Consider the following 16,848-nt stretch of genomic DNA (forward strand, 5'->3'; position numbering starts at 1 on the left):
GGCGCGTGGGACAAGACAGCAAGTTCCTAGAGTTCGCCCCGTTCGCGCCGGATCGCAAACCACTTCGCGACGTTGCTGTTGTGCTCTGCAAGCGTGTTCGCGAAAGCATGGCCGCCGGTGCCATCCGCCACCATGTACAGCGCTTCGGTCTTCGCCGGATGCAGCACAGCTGCGATCGACTCTCGTCCGGGATTGGTGATCGGATGCTTGGGCAGGCCGACCATGGAATAAGTGTTGTAGTCGTTCACCGCCTGGATTTCGGACTGACGGATACGGCGACCCAGAGGCTTACCCCGCGTGATTGGATAGATGATGGTGGGATCCGCCTGCAGCATCATCCCCTCACGCAGCCGGTTGGAATAGAGGCCGGCCACCATTCGCCGTTCGGATGGCTTGCCCGTCTCCTTCTCAACGATCGAAGCAAGAATGAGCGCCTCTTCGGGCGTCTTCACGACAAGGTCAGGGTCGCGCTTGGCCCAAAGTTCAGCCAGCGTGCGACTCATCGCCGCCTGCATCCGGCGCAGCACCGCCTCGCGGGGTTCGCCGCGTTCGAAAGCGTAGCTGTCCGGCAGAACCGAACCCTCATCAGGCACTGCAATCTCGCCGGTGAGGTGATCCTGCGCCATCAGGCGTTCGTGGACCATGATCGACGGCATCCCTTCGGGCACCGTCACGAAGCGCCGTATGACATCATCGCTGGTGATGATTGCAAGCACTTGAGACGGGCTCGCATGCGCGGGGATCGCGAACTCACCAGCCTTGATATCGCGCCCTGCCCCGAAAACACGCGCTCGCAAGGTGAAGCCGCTGGCGGACGCGACCACGCCTTTTTCCTCAAGCCGCTCGGCAACTGCGGTCAGGCTCGCTCCATTGGGGACGATGAAGGTTCCGTCCCTCTCGAGCGGTCCGGAACCGTACCAGCCGACCAGGAACACTCCCAGCGCTATTGCAAAGGCAGCGGTCACGACCGCCACCAGACCGCATCCGCGCCGGGAGAGCATCACAGACAGCTCAATCGGGCTTGCGCATGACAAGGCTGGCGTTGGTACCACCAAAGCCAAAGCTGTTGTTCAGGACCGCGCGAACTTCGCGTTTCTTGGCGGTGTAGGGAACCAGATCCACGCCCAGGCAGCTTTCGCTCGGGTTGTCCAGATTGAGCGTCGGCGGCACGATCTGATCGCGCAGCGCCAGAATGCAGAAGATCGACTCGACTGCACCGGCACCGCCCAGCAAGTGCCCGATGGCGGATTTCGTCGAACTCATAGAGACCGTTGAGATCGCATCACCAAAGAGGCGACGTACCGCCCCCAGTTCCAACTCGTCGCCGAGCGGCGTCGAAGTGCCGTGAGCGTTGATGTAGTCGATGTCGTCTGGTGTCACGCCTGCCTTCTTGAGCGCCATCGCCATCGAGCGATAAGCACCGGAGCCTTCCGGATGCGGCGCAGTGACGTGATAGGCGTCGCCGGACAGGCCATAGCCGATCACCTCGGCATAGATTTTCGCGCCGCGGGCCTTTGCGTGCTCGTACTCCTCAAGCACGACCACACCGGCACCTTCGCCCATGACGAAGCCATCACGGTCGATGTCGTAGGGACGGCTGGCGCGTGTCGGCTCGTCATTGAAATTGGTCGAAAGAGCCCGCGCCTGCGCGAACCCTGCAATGCCGATCGGGCAGATCGTGCTCTCGGCTCCGCCAGCCAGCATGATGTTGGCGTCGCCGTCCTTGATCATCCGCGCCGCATCGCCAATCGAGTGCGCGCCGGTCGAGCAAGCGGTCACCACCGCATGATTGGGGCCCATGAGACCGTACTTGATGGAGACCTGACCGGAAATGAGGTTGATAAGCCGGCCATGAACGAAGTGCGGGCTGACGCGGGCGGGCCCCTTGTTCGCCAGTACGAGAGATTCGCTCTCGATACCGGGCAGGCCGCCGATGCCCGAACCGATCGAGCAACCCGCCATCAGGCGCATCTCTTCGCTCATGTCGGTCAGCCCGGCGTCTTCGATCGCCTGACCCGCTGCGTCGATCCCGTAAACGATGAAGGGATCGACCTGACGCTGTACCTTGTGGTCGACCCGCTTGTTCGGATCGAAACCATACTCGTGGTCAGCAGGCTTCACCTCGCACGCGATACGGCACTTCTGATCTGAAGCATCGAAGCGCGTGATCGGCCCTGCTCCGGATTTGCCGGCCAGGATGTTAGCCCAGGTTGTCTCGACATCACTGCCCAAAGGAGTGACGAGGCCAAGACCGGTTACGACGACGCGACGCATGCAACTCTCCGCAACAAACGCAACAGGCCCAACCCCTGTCGGAGCCGAGCCTGCCGGTAGTATGTTCCCTGCTGCCCTTGCAAGGCAGCGCCGGCGTACCGGCCGGGATTCAGGCGGGCCCGATCAGCCCTTGTTCTCTTCGATGTACTTGATCGCGTCCGAGACGGTGCTGATCTTTTCAGCCGCGTCGTCGGGGATCTCGACGCCGAATTCCTCTTCGAAGGCCATCACCAGCTCGACGATGTCGAGGCTGTCCGCGCCCAGATCGTCGATGAAGCTGGCGTCCTCGGTGACCTTGTCGGCTTCGACGCCAAGGTGTTCCACCACGATCTTCTTAACACGATCGGCGGTATCGCTCATTTAGTGACCCCTTCTGAAACGGAGGATGAAATCTTCGCCAGCCGCCCTAATGTGCAGGCGCCGTGCTGGCAAGTGTTGCCGCAAGCCCAAGCTCATGTGGCGCGGCAGCATTGATACCACAAGAGCCGATATCCGTTGGCTGGCGCAAGCAATTTCCGACTTTCGCAGTTCCGATCATCACCAAGCGGGCAAGCTCCGGCAAGCAGCAATGACTCACTTGCCTCCCATTGATGAGGGCGTAGGCTGGGGATCATGGATCAAGAACGCCGCTCCGCTCCGCGCCTTGTGCGTTGGTCATTGTTGCCTTTGGGGGCGCTACTGCTCTGCGCGGCTACGGCGGTTCAATCCCATGCCCCGCCGATGTTTGCAGACTGGATCAATGGGGTGGTGAAAGACGAACCGCATCTTCAAGTGCAGGAGGCTGGCGACGGCATCTTCGTCATCCGGCAGTCGGTCCATACGAATTTCGAAGCACCGTTCCTCTATCTGATCTTTGGGAAAGACCGCGCGTTGCTGCTGGACAGCGGAGCAGGTGGCCTGAAGATTCGGCCCACCATCGACCGCTTGATCGCCGAACGGGAGCAATCGACGAGTAAACCCATAAGCCTCATTGTGGCGCATTCGCACAGCCACGGCGACCACCGCGCCGGAGACGACGAATTTCGCAGTCGGCCCCGCACCGAAGTCGTTGAACTTTCCCCCGAGCAAGTCGCGAAATTCTTTCACATCCGTCGCTGGCCTGAGGAGCTGGGCCACATCGACCTGGGCGGACGCGTTCTCGACATTATCCCTACCCCCGGGCACGAACCGTCACATATCATGGTCTATGACCGGGCAAGTCAGCTGCTGTTCTCGGGCGACATGCTTTATCCTGGGCGCCTCTATGTACCCGCCAACCGCTTCGGCGAGTTCCGCTCAAGCGTAGAGAGACTTGCAGAATTTGCCGAAGCACATCCCGTCACAGCGCTGCTTGGAGCGCATATCGAGATGACCACCACACCGGGGCGCGACTACGCGATGAAAGCGCCTGTCCATGCGGATGAGCACCCGCTGTCGCTTGAGCCTAGCGTCATAGCGGAGCTTCGGCAGGCTGTGGCAGACGCGGGCGAAGACCCGAAAATCGACCGCCGCACCCACTTCATCCTCTTCCCGCTGCCGGCGCAGCCCGGAACATGAGCTGCGCCAACTGACCTGGATTGCGGCTTAATCAGCCTGCATCGGGGGCGACAAGCTTGGTTGTCGCAGTCGCGGCCGGCTTGGGCGCCTCGACCGTGCGCAAGTGAAGCTCCCGCAGTTGCTTCGACTCAGCAGGTGACGGTGCCCCCATCAGCAGGTCCTCGGCACGCTGGTTCATCGGGAACAGCGTAATCTCCCGCAGATTCTGCGCCCCACAAAGAAGCATCACGATCCGATCGACCCCGGCAGCCATGCCGCCATGCGGCGGGGCACCGTACTGGAATGCCCTGTAAAGGCCGCCGAAGCGCTCCTCCACATCCGCCTTGGACAACCCTACGAGTTCGAACGCCTTGACCATCAGCTCGGGGCTCTGGTTACGGATCGAGCCAGATGCGATCTCATAGCCGTTACAAACGAGGTCGTACTGGAACGCCTTGATCGCCAAGGGATCGCCACTTTCCAGCGCCTCCATGCCACCCTGGGGCATCGAGAACGGGTTGTGCGCGAAATCAACCCTCTTGTTGTCCTCGTCCCACTCGTAGAACGGGAAATCGACAATCCAGGCAAGCTCAAAGCGGTCCTTGTCGATCAGGTCCAGTTGCTCGGCCACCCTGGTGCGGGCGAGGCCAGCGAGCTTTGCCGCCTGATCTTCCTTGCCGGCCGCGAAAAAGAGGCCATCGTCGGGACCGAGGCCCAGCGCATCGTAAAGCGCGGCCATCTTATCCGGTCCGTGATTCTTGGCAATTGGGCCACCGAACTCGCCACCCTTGCGAGTCACGTAGCCGAGGCCCGCGTGACCTTCAGAGCGCGCCCAGTCGTTCATCTCGTCAAAGAACTTGCGGCTCTTCTCGGCAGTCCCGGGAGCGGGGATCGCACGCACAACTCCGCCGGAGCCGACGATCTTCTCAAACAATCCGAACCCGGACTGAGTAAACTCCGAAGAAACGTCACGGATGATGAGCGGATTGCGCAAGTCAGGCTTGTCGCTGCCGTAGTCGAGCATCGCCTTGGCATGCGGGATGCGTGGGAACGAGCCCACCGGAGTCACCGGCTTGCCGTCAGCAAACGCCTCGAAGACGTGACCGATCACCGGCTCCATCGTCTCCCAGACTTCTTCCTGCGTGACAAAGCTCATCTCCAGGTCGAGCTGGTAGAACTCGCCGGGCAGGCGATCCGCGCGGGGATCCTCGTCGCGGAAGCATGGCGCAATCTGGAAGTAGCGGTCGAAGCCTGCCACCATCAGGAGCTGCTTGTACTGCTGGGGCGCCTGCGGGAGCGCGTAGAACTTGCCGGGATGGATGCGGCTCGGCACGAGGAAATCGCGTGCGCCCTCAGGGGAAGAAGCGGTAAGGATCGGAGTGGAATACTCCGTGAAACCAGCATCTTCCATGCGATTGCGCATGTCGCGGATGATCTTCGTGCGAGTCACGATGTTGGCGTGCAGCGTCTCGCGGCGCAGGTCCAGGAAGCGGTAGCGAAGGCGAATGTCCTCCGGATACTCCTGCTCGCCGGCCACCGGCATCGGCAGTTCCTCTGCGCGGCCAAGCACGGTCGCCGCGCGTGCGAACACCTCGATCTCACCAGTGGCCAGGTTCGGATTGACGGTGGCCGCATTGCGCGCCTTCACATCGCCATCGATGGTCACGACGCTCTCAAGCCTCAGCGCCTCCAGCATCGGTAGAGCGGGACTGTCAGTGTCCGCCACCACCTGGGTGATGCCGTAGTGATCGCGCAAGTCGACGAAGAGCACGCCGCCATGATCGCGCTTGCGGTGCACCCAACCCGACAGGCGGACGGTCTGACCAACTTCAGCGGCCGTCAAGGCGCCGCAGGTGTGGGAACGATAGGGATGAGTCATGGCGTGGCTGGCTTCTTCGATCATCGGAATGCAAGCCGTGCCCCCTAGTCCAGTGCCGCATGGATTTCCAGCGTCCCGGGAACAATGCAAGCAATTGCCGCTTCAGCGCCGTTGATTGCGGGTAGCGAACGGCGTAACGCGCCCGGATCATGCATATTCACCCGCTGATCACCGATAGCGAAGATCTTGCCGCACTCTGCGCTCGCCTCGCCGAGTCCGACTTCGTGGCAGTCGACACAGAGTTCATGCGCGAGAACACGTACTGGCCTGAACTGTGCCTGGTGCAGATCGCCAACGACAAGGAAGCCGCCGCGATCGACCCGATGGCGCCGGGCCTCGACATGTCGCCGCTGATGGACCTGCTGACCGATAACGAGGAGGTCCTCAAGGTCTTCCACGCCGGCGGTCAGGACGTGGAGATCATCTACAATCTCACCAACCGCACCCCGCATCCGATTTTCGACACGCAGATCGCAATGATGGCAGTCAGCCAATCGGAACAGATCGGCTATTCCAATCTGGTCGAATCCTGGTTGGGACTCACGATCGACAAGGGCGCTCGCTTCACCGACTGGTCACGGCGGCCCCTTACGGACCGGCAGATCGAATACGCGATCGGGGACGTAACGCATCTGGCGAAGATCTTCCCCAAGCTTCTCGCGCGCTTGAAGAAGACGAGTCGCGGGGAGTGGCTGGATCAGGAGATGGAAAAGCTCGCCGATCCGGCAAACTACCGCAACGACCCGGATGTCGCGTGGAAGCGCATCAAGGCCGCAGGGCGCAACGCCGCGGTGCTCGGCCGCTTGAAGGCTCTCGCCGCGTGGCGAGAGCATGAGGCGCAGGACAAGAACATACCGCGCGGGCGGATCGTTCGGGATGAGACCCTCGCTGATCTGGCCAGTCACCCGCCTAAGAGCCAGACAGACCTGGCCAAGGTCCGCGGGCTCTCGCAGGGCTGGAAGGAGAACGAGATCGGCAAGCGCCTGATGCAGACACTCGCTGGCGCTGAACCGCTGCCGGAGGACGAGATGCCGCCCCGCACCGCGCGCGGCGCACCGCTAGGTAAGGAAGGCTCGCTGGTGGCTGACCTGCTCAAGCTGCTGCTCAAAATACGTGCGCGCGAGATCGACGTGGCTGCGCGTCTCCTGGCGCGGAGTGACGAGCTGGAGATGCTTGCCGCCGGCGTCCGCAAGAACCTCGCGATGCTGGAAGGCTGGCGCTACGACACCTTTGGCCGCGATGCGCTGGACCTGGTGGAAGGCAAGCTGGCGTTCGCGGTAGAGAATGGCCGCCTCAAGATGACCCATGTGGATGATGCCGCGGCATGACCGTTCACCAGCCCACGCTCAAGCAGCTCCAATACCTTGTCGCGCTGCACGAGCATGGGCACTTCGGACGCGCCGCAGATGCGTGTTTCGTTTCGCAATCCACCTTGTCCGCCGGTCTTCGTGACCTCGAAGCCCTGCTCGGAGTCGTGCTCGTGGAGCGGACCAAGCGTGCCGTTCGTTTCACGCCGCTCGGCAATGCCGTGGTAGCCAAAGCGCACCGCATCCTGCGCGAGACTGAAGAGCTTTCGGACCTCATCCAGTCGAGCGGCAAGCCCCTGGCGGGCGAACTGCGGATGAGCGTGATCCCGACGATTGCGCCCTTCCTGCTGCCGCGCATGTTGCCGCGTCTCCGGCGCGAGCGACCAAACTTAAGGCTGTTCCTGCGCGAGGAGCCCAGCGCCGCTGCAATCGATTCGCTCCATCAGGGGCGCGCCGACTGCGTGCTGCTCGCCTTGCCCTACGCGACGGGCGAGGTGGAGAAGGAAACAATCGAGCTGGACGCCTTCTACGTTGCCTTCCCCAAGGACGATCCCCGCGATCCGCCTGAAGAGGTGGGACCTGACCTCATCGACGAAAATCGCCTCCTGTTGCTCGAAGATGGCCACTGCCTGAAGGATCACGCCCTCGCCGCGTGCAATCGCCCGGAGCTGCGGGCCTCAGCCACTATGATCGGGACCTCGCTGCACACGCTGGTGCAGATGGTGGATAACGGCCTGGGATTGACGATGCTGCCGGAGATGGCGCTCGACGCCGGTATCCTCAACGGCACCAACGTGGTTGCCAGACCCCTTCTCTCACCCAATGCGAATCGTGAGATCGCGCTGATATGGCGCAAGAATTCACCGCGCTCGGATGAATTCCGGATGCTGGCCGACGAACTGCGGGCGGGCTGACCTCCCTCAGTCCATGTGCCGGACGCCGACGCGGAGATAATCCCAGCCGGTCACCAGCGTCAGCCCTGCAGCAGCCCACAACGTCGTCAGGCCGACGGTGTGCGGCACGTTGATCGTCATTTCGCCGACGGTCATGGTCCACCAAGGGGTAGCCCTACCCAGGATCAGCGCACCAAGCGAAATGAGTTGCGAGGTGGTCTTCCACTTGGCGAGACGGCTGACCGGCATCGACACCTGAAGCCCGCCCAGAAACTCACGAAGGCCTGAGACGGCGATTTCCCGAACAAGGATGATCAGGCCGGCGATTACATGTGCATCGCCCACGTACGGTCCGGTCAGTATACCCTGCGCTGTAAGCACCAGGACCACGGCTGCCACCATGATCTTGTCCGCGATCGGATCCAGGAAAACGCCCAGTTTCGACACCGTGCCGCTGGAACGGGCGAGATAACCATCGAAGTAGTCGGTGATACCCATCAGGCAATAAAGCGCAAAGGCGAGGCCGTAGCCAAAGCTCCAGTTCGGCCACCAGAGCAGGAAGGCGAGGAGAGGAACCGCGAAGATGCGCGAGAGCGTAAGGAGATTCGGCAGCGTAAGCATTTCACCTGCCCTCTAGAGCCTGCGGCCTCCGGGTGAAAGCGGATCGTCGCACCGGAACGGGCAACAAGTCGCGTTTCGCCTTCGGATAGCAGAAGAAAATGAGCACAGAGACTTGCTCGGCCCCACTTTGCCATTAAGTGTCGCACGCGAAGCCGACGGAGCCGCACGCAGTACGCATGACGACATCGACCCAGCTCATCCGGGCCCGCCGTTTCCTGCCGCTTTTCATCACTCAGATGCTCGGCGCCTTCAACGACAACCTGTTCAAGAACGCCATGGTGTTCTTCGTGGTGTACTCGGTCTACAATTCCGAGACTGCGGAGATGTGGTTCAGCGCCATTGCTTCGGGCGTCTTCGTAGCTCCCTTCTTTCTCCTTTCCGCACTCGCCGGCCAACTTGCCGACATGCGTGACAAGGCCCGCATCATCCGTGTGGTGAAAACGTGCGAGATCGGCATCATGGTGGTCGGCGGAGCTGGCCTGCTGCTGGCGTGGCAGGGTGTTGCGATCGGCACGCTCTCGATCCCGTTGATGCTGCTCGCCCTGTTTGCGATGGGCGTTCACTCGACGTTCTTCGGGCCGATCAAGTACGCCATCCTGCCTCAACATCTCGACAAGAAGGAAGTCTTGGCGGGTACCGGTCTGGTCGAGGCAGGCACTTATCTGTCCGTGCTCGCCGGAACGATCGTCGCAGGCTGGATCGGCGTCTCATGGGCTGCCCTGGCCGTTATTGTTATTGCCTTGATCGGCTTCGTGTCGGCCCGGTTCGTGCCACCGGCGCCGCCAGTCGGCGCTGTCGAACCGCTGGACTTCAATGTCCTGCGCTCATCGTCGCGGCTCATCAGCAGCACATTGCATGATCGCCGCGTGTTCCTGGCCATCATCGCGATCAGCATCTTCTGGGCGATCTGCACCATCCTGTTCGTCCAGTTCACACCCCTGGCGAAGAATGTTCTCCACGCCAGCAAGGAAGTGGCGAGCCTCTTCCTCGTGATATTTTCAGTAGGGGTCGCGATTGGCTCTGTTTCGATCAACGCGCTGCTGAAGGGCACCGTCTCGGCTCGCTACTCACCGGTTTCGGTAATCGCGATGGGCGGCTTCCTGATCGCTTTTGAGAGCATCTGCAGCAACTGGACCGCAGCCGACGCAATGATGGATGTCCCCACGTTCCTGGCCCATCCGCTCGCACCCGTCTTGCTGCTTACACTGCTAGGCATCGCAGTGTCGGGCGGCATGTTCGTGGTACCGCTCTATGCGTTCCTGACCACCTTCGTGGAGAAGTCTCAGACCGCCCGCACAATTGCGGCGAACAACATCGTCAATTCAGGCGCGATGGTCGTGGGTGCGCTGTTTGCCGGAGTTCTCAGCCTCATCGGCCTGGCGGTGGTCAAGCAACTGCTCGTCGTCGCCGCATGCTGCCTCCTGCCCGCATGGTTCGGTTATGTCCTCCTGCGTGCCGAGCGAGCCGCCGTGACGGCCTGAACACCGTCAGGCGAGAAAAGCACTCACGGCGAGAAAGGTGGCACAGTACGTCACCAGGAGAGTCTTCCAGTCCTGTGCGATGATCTGGCTCAACGAGCGGCCCTTCCCAGCCTCCGCTGCAGCAACGCAGACATGCGGTGGCAATGACTGCCGAAAGGGATGACGCGCATGCTCGTCAGTGAGAACCAGCGCACGGCGGGACGAATAAGAACGCATGCGCATCGGTTAAGACAACGTTACAAGCCTTGCCACCGTAACCGAAAGCGCGCCCCGAAACGAGACGATCTCCACATTATTCATATCCGCACATTATCCATGTGTTCGGCCAGCAATGAAAAAGGCCGCGCAGAGGCGGCCTTCTCCTGAGTTGCTGTGGGGACCAGATCGCATCAGATCGAATCGCCCATAGCCCCTTTTACCTTGCCCTTCAGCTGCTGGGCTTCGCCCTTGTTCTCCTGAGCGCGACCTTCCGCGCGCTGCTCCGCGTCGTCTCCGGCAGTGGCCTGCTTCAGGTTTCCAGCCGCTTCATTGCCTAGGCCCTTGGCCTTGTCCTTAAGTTCGCCCATGTTTCATCTCCTTGAGGGAAGCGGGATCACGACCCGCACATACCTCTCAACGAGCCGGGATAGGCTAGGTTGCCTCGGACAAGCCTGTCAGTGGGCCGGGCCGTCGCTCGACAACGCGGTGATGTACCGCCATTCCTCCTCAGTCACGACCGCGACGGAGAGGCGCGAGAGCTTCACGAGTTCCATTTCAGCCAGCGCTGGATCGGCTTTGATCTCCTTGAGCGTGACCGGTCGTGCGAGCTTCTTCACTGGCTGCACACGCACCGCGGCCCACTTGCCCTCCGGGTCGGTCGGGTCCGCTATCCCCGAGACACTGATCCGCACGACGCCGACAATCTCCTTGCCGATGTTGGAGTGGTAGAAAAACGCCTCATCTCCGACCTGCATCGTGCGCAGGTTTTTGGCGGCGCGGTGGTTTCGCACGCCGTCCCACGTTCCCTCGCCCTCAGCCACGAGATCGTCCCAGCTATATGCGTCGGGCTCGGATTTCATCAGCCAGTAGCTCTTTGTCCCGTGGCTCTTGGACATGCATTGCCTCTCGTTTTCGACTAGAGGGAGCGCGACTAGCGCAAACTCACCGGATCGCACACATGGACATCGCCGAAATCCCCATTCTCAGCCTTGAGGAGACACCTCACGCGCTTTCAGCAGAGATCGGCGCCACCTTTCGCCGCTACGGTTTCGCGATGGTGCGTGACCACGGAATCGATCACCGCCTGATTGACGAAGCGTGGCGACTCACCGTCGAGTTCTTCGCGTTACCGACTGAGGAGAAGATGCGCTACTTCATCCCCGGTACCGGTGGAGCGCGGGGCTACACTCCTTTCCGGACCGAGATCGCCAAAGGCGCCGCGGAAAAGGATCTCAAAGAGTTCTGGCATATTGGCCGCGGTCTGCCGGAAGGCCACCTGCTTGCGCCAACGATGCCCCCCAACATCTGGCCTGACCGCCCAAGTGGTTTCCGTGATGTGTTCACAAGGCTCTATGCCGAGTTCGACCGCGCGGGCGAGCGTATCCTTGCCGCCATCGCGCTCGACCTTGGCTTGAACGAGCACTGGTTCGCTTCGGCGATTGAAGACGGCAACTCAGTGCTTCGGCTGCTCCATTACCCGCCCGTATCGGCAGAAGCCGGTGGCGCTATTCGTGCGGGGGCGCACGAAGACATCAACCTGATAACCCTGCTCCTCGGCGCAGAAGAGGCCGGGCTCGAGCTTCTGGGCCGCGATGGACGATGGCTTTCCGTCGCACCGCCCGAAGGCGCCCTTGTGGTCAACATCGGGGATATGCTGCAGCGGCTGACCAATCATGTTCTGCCGTCGACGACCCATCGCGTCCGCAACCCTTCGGGCGACCGCGCCGCGTACAGCCGCTACTCCATGCCGTTCTTCCTGCACTTGCGCAGCGACTTCCGCTTCGAAACGCTACCTCAGTGCGTTACAGCCGAAAACCCCGATTGCTACCCCGTCAGCATCACCGCCGATGACTACTTGCAGCAAAGACTGCGCGAGATCGGCTTGAAGGGATGAAGGCTACCCAGCCTGCAGACACGCGAGCGCTCGCACTGGACGCAAGGCCTCGCAGCGCATAGATCGCGCACGTCATGCGGATCCCCTTCACCAAGATGCACGGTCTGGGCAACGACTTCGTCGTCCTTGATGCGCGAGATCAGCCGCTGCCGCCGATAGACGCGGCTGCGGCGGCAGCATTGGCAGACCGGCACATGGGGATCGGCTGCGACCAGCTTGTCCTGCTCGAGCCTTCGGAGCTCGCAGACTTCCGGATGCGGATCTTCAATGCGGATGGCAGCGAGGTAGGAGCTTGCGGAAATGCGACGCGGGCGGTGGGGCTGCTCAACGGCGCGGCGGCGCGTATCGAGACGCTGGGCGGACTGGTGTTCGCAAGCCCTGCTCACGATGGCATCGCCGTCGAGATGGGGCGCCCGCGGTTTGGCTGGGACGAGATCCCCCTCGCCTATGCGATGGACACGCACGCCATGCCGGTCGGATGGGAAGACCTGGACACGCCGATCGCGGTCAACGTCGGCAACCCGCATGCCATCTTTTTTGTGCCCGAAGCCGATGCAGTCGATCTGGCGCGCCTAGGCCCGACGATCGAACAGGATCCGCTCTTTCCCGAGCGGATCAACGTCAACGTCGCGACGGTAATCGCACGCGACAGCATTCGCCTTCGCGTGTGGGAACGGGGCGCTGGCCTCACCCGCGCCTGCGGCACTGGCGCGTGTGCTACGGCGATAGCCGCAATGCGGCGGGGGCTGGTGGATCGTCGCGTCACCGTTCGCCTGCCGGGTGGAGCGCTGTCTATCGAGTGGCGCCACGATGATGAGATCATCATGACCGGTCCAGCAACCGAAAGTTTTCGCGGAGACTTCGATGCGGCCGCTTACGGGCTGCTCTCCTTCGGGACTGCCGAGTGACCATAGAAGTTCATTCACTGGGTTGCCGGCTTAATCTTGCCGAAAGCGAAGAACTGCGCGGACTCCTCGCCGATACGGACGACCTCGTGGTGATCAACTCGTGCGCGGTCACTGCAGAGGCTGTTCGACAGACTCGGCAGGCGATCCGCAGAGCCCGCCGCGCTCGTCCTGACGCGCGCCTGCTCGTGACCGGCTGCGCGGCCGAAGTGGAACGCGCGCAGATTGCCGCGATGCCGGAGGTAGATGGGATCATCGCCAATACCGCGAAGCTCGATCCGCGCGCCTGGAACCTTCCGGCCTCGGCGCCTGCGCCCCGCCCTCGTGCCTACACACGCGCTTTCGTGCAGGTGCAGAATGGCTGCGATCACGCCTGCACGTTCTGCGTCATTCCTCAGGGACGTGGGCCGAGCCGTTCACGCTCGATCGCGGAGGTTCTCGACGATATAGCAGTGCACGTGGATGCGGGCGTTGCAGAGATCGTGCTGACCGGGGTGGACCTGACCTCTTGGGGTCCGGACCTTCCCGCCAGCCCACGGCTCGGCAACTTGTGTGAGGCCATTTTGCGGCAATTCGGCGCCCTCCCCCGATTGCGACTTTCCTCCATCGATGGCGCCGAAGTCGACGAGGCGCTCATCGCCCTGCTTGCGACCGAGAAGAGGATGATGCCGCATGTGCACCTCTCGCTGCAGTCGGGCGACGACATGATCCTCAAGAGGATGAGGCGGCGGCACACACGCGCTGAAGCGATCGCCTTGGTGGAACGCCTGCGCGCAAGCCGCCCCGATCTCTCCGTGGGCGCAGACCTGATCGCGGGCTTCCCGACGGAGACGGACGCGATGCACGCTCAGAGCGTATCCATCATCGAAGCACTCGGAGTGGTGCACGGCCATGTCTTCACTTACTCCAAGAGGCCGGGCACGCCCGCCGCACGCATGCCGCAAGTGCCTTCACAGGTTGCGCGTGATCGTGCCGGGCTGCTGCGCCGCGCGGCATCGGAGCAACGCGCCCGCTGGCTGAAGAGCCTTCTCGGCAAGCCGCTGTCGGTGCTTGCCGAACGCGGCGGAACCGGACATTCCGCCGAATTCGCGCCGGTCCGCCTGCCTGATGGCACCCGGCCAGGCACCATCGTCAGCGTGAGCCCCACCAGGATCGTCGAAGGAATACTGGAATGACCGACGAGAACCCGCACGGCAGCGATGCCGCGGCCGACAACCTGCATAGCGATGGCCGTCCCGATGACGGCTGGTCGAGCCGCCTGTTTGGAGGATTCCGCAAGACGTCGGAGCGCCTGTCCGAAAATCTTTCAGGCATTGTCGGAAAGACTCGCCTCGATGAGGGTCAGCTCGACGACATCGAAGACGCTCTCATCATGTCGGATCTCGGTCCCCGCGCAGCCGCCCGCATCCGCACTCGTCTCGGCCAGGAGCGGTTCGAACGGGACGCGGACGAGCGTGCCATCATGGAGGTTGTTGCCCGGGAGATTGCAGAGATCCTGCGTCCGGTCGCCAAGCCGCTCGACGTCGTCGCCTTCCCCCGCCCGCAAGTCATCCTTGTCATCGGCGTCAACGGATCCGGCAAGACGACCACCATCGCCAAGCTCGCGCACCTGTTTCAGGAGCAGGACTATTCGGTCATGCTTGCGGCAGGAGACACGTTCCGCGCGGCAGCAATCGGTCAGCTGCGAGTGTGGGCCGAACGCCTCGGGGTTCCCATCATTACTGGCCCCGAAGGCGGCGACCCGGCCAGTGTCGTTTTCGATGCCTTGAAGGCCGCGACCGCAGAGGGCATCGATGCGCTCATCGTGGATACAGCCGGGCGTCTGCAGAACAAGCGCGAGCTGATGGACGAGCTGGCGAAGATTCGCCGCGTACTCGGTCGTCTGAACGTCGAGGCGCCGCACGATGTCGTGCTGGTCCTCGATGCCACCAATGGACAGAATGCCTTGTCGCAGATCGAGATTTTCAAGGAAGTTGCCCGGGTGTCCGGCCTTATCATGACCAAGCTGGACGGCACCGCACGCGGCGGCGTGCTGGTTGCGGCGGCCGAGCAGTACGGACTGCCCATTCACGCAATCGGAGTGGGTGAGCGTCTGGACGACCTGCGCCCCTTCAATCCCGACCTTCTCGCACGCGTGATCGCGGGGATCGCGTGATGACAGACAACCCGGCACCTACGGAGAAACCCCGCAGTTCCTGGATCAACCTAGTCGTCGACTTCGGGCCCCTGCTCGTCTTCTTCCTGACATATCGCTACTTCTCGCCGGATGACGAAAGCAGCGTCGGCATCGTCCTCGCCGTCAGCAAGAGCACGGGCGCCTTCATGGTGGCGACGCTGATCGCGCTGGTGATCTCAAAGTGGCGGCTGGGCCATATCTCCCCGATGGTATGGCTCTCCACCTCGCTGATCCTGGGCTTCGGCGCGCTGACGATGTTCTTCAACGACCCTTTCTGGATCCAGATCAAGCCGACCGCGGTGTACCTGATCTTTGCAGCCGTTCTCTTCGGCGGGCTCATGAAGGGCAAGCCAATGCTGCGGTATCTGCTGCAATCGGCGTTCGAGGGATTGGACGAAGAAGGTTGGCTCAAGCTCTCCCGCAACTGGGCCCTGTTCTTCCTGTTCCTGGCGGGACTGAACGAAGTGCTCCGCCAGGTGCTCAGCTTCGGAGGCTGGCTCCAGGCCAAGCTATGGCTGTTCACCGGCCTGTCCTTCGTGTTCACCTTCTCACAGATCCCGATGGTGCTTCGGCACGGCATGGGGGAAAAGGCGACCACCGAGATGATCGAGAACCCGCCGGTGGATCAGTAGCCTTCCGCGCGGCGGTCTCTCTCGCCGCGGCTAGCGAAGCTTGGGAAACAGTTCGTTTTCGCAGAACGCAATAAAGCCCTCTTGGTCGTCTCCGGGGCCGAGCAGAACCAGATGGTCGTAGCCCGCGTCCATCCACTCGCGGATGGCCTTCAGGTGTACTTCGGGATCGGGACCCATCGGCATTGATCCCGCTAGGTCTTCGGGACGGACAAACTGAGTGGCCGCCTCGAAGCCTTCGACGTCCCGCAGTTCAGAATTGACCGACCAGCCCAGTGCGCCGAAGCGGAAGCGATCGTGCGCGATCCTGCGCCCCTCCTCTTCGGTGGCCGCCCAAGCAAGCGTCACCTCACCATAGGCCGGGCCCGGCTTGCCAGACTTCTTCTTGAACTGCTTTACCAGCGACGCCTCCGGACTGGTGGCCATGATCCCGTCCGCCTTTTCGGCTGCGAGAGCCACCGACTTCTCGCCGCTGACTCCGACAGTCACCGTTATCGGCTGTTCTGGCGCATCGTAGAGCTGCGCATGGTCGACGTCATAGAAGCTGCCTTCGAAGCTGTGCAGCCCGCCGTCCCAAAGCATGCGGAATATGTCGATCGCCTCAGCCAGCATCTCGTGCCGGACCGGAGTGGAGGGCCACAGCTCTCCGGTCACATGCTCGTTCAGCCGCTCCCCGGCGCCGACGGCAAGGCTGAAGCGATTATCGCTCATGATCGCGATGGTGGCAGCGGCCTGTGCGATAATGGCCGGATGATAGCGGATGATCGGGCAGGTAAGCCCGGTGGTGATGCCAACCTTCTCGGTCGCGTGCGCGATCGCGCCCAGCACGCTCCAGGCGAAGGGAGCATGCCCCTGAGACTTCAACCAGGGATGAAAGTGATCGGAGATGGAGACAAAATCGAAGCCGGCCTGCTCTGCTCGCACCGCATTGGCGACAAGCGCCTTCGGTCCGTGTTCCTCCGTCATCAGCTTGTACCCGAACTTCGTCATCGTGCGCTCCGTCAATAGACTTTGCGCATGCAATGCACCGGCTCGGGAAAGGTTCGGCCTGCCGGTGCTGCCCTGAAGGTCAGCCG

General features: G+C 62.2%; 17 protein-coding genes. 9 read left to right on the plus strand and 8 right to left on the minus strand.

The window, feature by feature from the left end; translation table 11 throughout:
- Window positions 1-26: 26 nt before the first annotated feature.
- From mltG to ABUH87_RS17320, 3 genes are all read right to left on the minus strand, one after another.
- The gene (gene mltG, locus ABUH87_RS17310) at window positions 27-1,001 is read right to left on the minus strand and encodes an endolytic transglycosylase MltG (protein ID WP_367775360.1); all 975 of its coding nucleotides are present in this window, start codon (window positions 999-1,001) and stop codon (window positions 27-29) included.
- Window positions 1,002-1,011: 10 nt separating this feature from the next.
- Window positions 1,012-2,274 carry a beta-ketoacyl-ACP synthase II gene (gene fabF, locus ABUH87_RS17315; RefSeq protein WP_367775361.1) on the minus strand — a complete coding sequence of 421 codons (1,263 nt, stop codon included), beginning with the start codon at window positions 2,272-2,274 and terminating at the stop codon, window positions 1,012-1,014.
- Between the two features lie 123 nt (window positions 2,275-2,397).
- Window positions 2,398-2,634: an acyl carrier protein gene (locus ABUH87_RS17320; RefSeq protein ID WP_039282540.1), complete on the minus strand. Its 237-nt coding sequence runs from the start codon at window positions 2,632-2,634 to the stop codon at window positions 2,398-2,400.
- 387 nt (window positions 2,635-3,021) lie between these two features.
- Between ABUH87_RS17320 and ABUH87_RS17325 the strand changes: the two genes are divergently transcribed.
- A complete protein-coding gene (locus ABUH87_RS17325; protein WP_367775362.1) occupies window positions 3,022-3,810 on the plus strand; it encodes an MBL fold metallo-hydrolase in 789 nt (262 codons plus the stop codon).
- A gap of 31 nt (window positions 3,811-3,841) precedes the next feature.
- On the opposite strand, the gene aspS is transcribed toward ABUH87_RS17325, so the two are convergent.
- Entirely contained in the window at window positions 3,842-5,668 is a 1,827-nt protein-coding gene (gene aspS / locus ABUH87_RS17330) for an aspartate--tRNA ligase (protein WP_367775586.1), read from the minus strand.
- 149 nt (window positions 5,669-5,817) lie between these two features.
- Here aspS and rnd point away from each other — a divergent pair, with 149 nt between their 5' ends.
- Window positions 5,818-6,996 carry a ribonuclease D gene (rnd, locus tag ABUH87_RS17335; RefSeq protein ID WP_367775363.1) on the plus strand — a complete coding sequence of 393 codons (1,179 nt, stop codon included), beginning with the start codon at window positions 5,818-5,820 and terminating at the stop codon, window positions 6,994-6,996.
- Window positions 6,993-7,889 carry a hydrogen peroxide-inducible genes activator gene (locus tag ABUH87_RS17340; RefSeq protein WP_367775364.1) on the plus strand — a complete coding sequence of 299 codons (897 nt, stop codon included), beginning with the start codon at window positions 6,993-6,995 and terminating at the stop codon, window positions 7,887-7,889. Before rnd ends, ABUH87_RS17340 begins: the two co-directional genes overlap by 4 nt.
- Before the next feature lie 6 nt (window positions 7,890-7,895).
- On the opposite strand, the gene pgsA is transcribed toward ABUH87_RS17340, so the two are convergent.
- Window positions 7,896-8,489 (minus strand): CDP-diacylglycerol--glycerol-3-phosphate 3-phosphatidyltransferase, encoded by a 594-nt coding sequence (gene pgsA, locus ABUH87_RS17345; RefSeq protein WP_367775365.1) that lies wholly within the window; start codon window positions 8,487-8,489, stop codon window positions 7,896-7,898.
- Between the two features lie 176 nt (window positions 8,490-8,665).
- Here pgsA and ABUH87_RS17350 point away from each other — a divergent pair, with 176 nt between their 5' ends.
- On the plus strand, window positions 8,666-9,970 hold the full coding sequence (locus ABUH87_RS17350; protein WP_367775366.1) for an MFS transporter: 1,305 nt from the start codon (window positions 8,666-8,668) through the stop codon (window positions 9,968-9,970).
- A gap of 389 nt (window positions 9,971-10,359) precedes the next feature.
- Here ABUH87_RS17350 and ABUH87_RS17355 read toward each other — a convergent pair whose 3' ends face one another.
- Both ABUH87_RS17355 and ABUH87_RS17360 read right to left on the minus strand, forming a co-directional pair.
- On the minus strand, window positions 10,360-10,536 hold the full coding sequence (locus ABUH87_RS17355; protein ID WP_367775367.1) for a CsbD family protein: 177 nt from the start codon (window positions 10,534-10,536) through the stop codon (window positions 10,360-10,362).
- Between the two features lie 87 nt (window positions 10,537-10,623).
- Entirely contained in the window at window positions 10,624-11,064 is a 441-nt protein-coding gene (locus ABUH87_RS17360; RefSeq protein ID WP_367775368.1) for an EVE domain-containing protein, read from the minus strand.
- Window positions 11,065-11,126: 62 nt separating this feature from the next.
- Between ABUH87_RS17360 and ABUH87_RS17365 the strand changes: the two genes are divergently transcribed.
- From ABUH87_RS17365 to ABUH87_RS17385, 5 genes are all read left to right on the plus strand, one after another.
- Entirely contained in the window at window positions 11,127-12,062 is a 936-nt protein-coding gene (locus ABUH87_RS17365; protein WP_367775369.1) for an isopenicillin N synthase family dioxygenase, read from the plus strand.
- A 74-nt stretch (window positions 12,063-12,136) separates the two neighbouring features.
- The gene (gene dapF, locus ABUH87_RS17370; RefSeq protein ID WP_367775370.1) at window positions 12,137-12,970 is read left to right on the plus strand and encodes a diaminopimelate epimerase; all 834 of its coding nucleotides are present in this window, start codon (window positions 12,137-12,139) and stop codon (window positions 12,968-12,970) included.
- Complete coding sequence (locus ABUH87_RS17375; RefSeq protein ID WP_367775371.1) at window positions 12,967-14,142, plus strand: MiaB/RimO family radical SAM methylthiotransferase; 1,176 nt, start codon at window positions 12,967-12,969, stop codon at window positions 14,140-14,142. Before dapF ends, ABUH87_RS17375 begins: the two co-directional genes overlap by 4 nt.
- A complete protein-coding gene (ftsY, locus tag ABUH87_RS17380; protein WP_367775372.1) occupies window positions 14,139-15,122 on the plus strand; it encodes a signal recognition particle-docking protein FtsY in 984 nt (327 codons plus the stop codon). Before ABUH87_RS17375 ends, ftsY begins: the two co-directional genes overlap by 4 nt.
- Complete coding sequence (locus ABUH87_RS17385) at window positions 15,122-15,775, plus strand: inner membrane-spanning protein YciB (RefSeq protein ID WP_367775373.1); 654 nt, start codon at window positions 15,122-15,124, stop codon at window positions 15,773-15,775. Before ftsY ends, ABUH87_RS17385 begins: the two co-directional genes overlap by 1 nt.
- Before the next feature lie 30 nt (window positions 15,776-15,805).
- Here the strand turns inward: ABUH87_RS17385 and ABUH87_RS17390 are convergent, their stop codons facing one another.
- Window positions 15,806-16,762: a TIGR03557 family F420-dependent LLM class oxidoreductase gene (locus tag ABUH87_RS17390; RefSeq protein WP_367775374.1), complete on the minus strand. Its 957-nt coding sequence runs from the start codon at window positions 16,760-16,762 to the stop codon at window positions 15,806-15,808.
- Window positions 16,763-16,848 lie beyond the last annotated feature (86 nt).

This window comes from Novosphingobium rhizovicinum, from assembly GCF_040813635.1.
In the GTDB taxonomy this organism is placed as follows: domain Bacteria; phylum Pseudomonadota; class Alphaproteobacteria; order Sphingomonadales; family Sphingomonadaceae; genus Novosphingobium; species Novosphingobium rhizovicinum.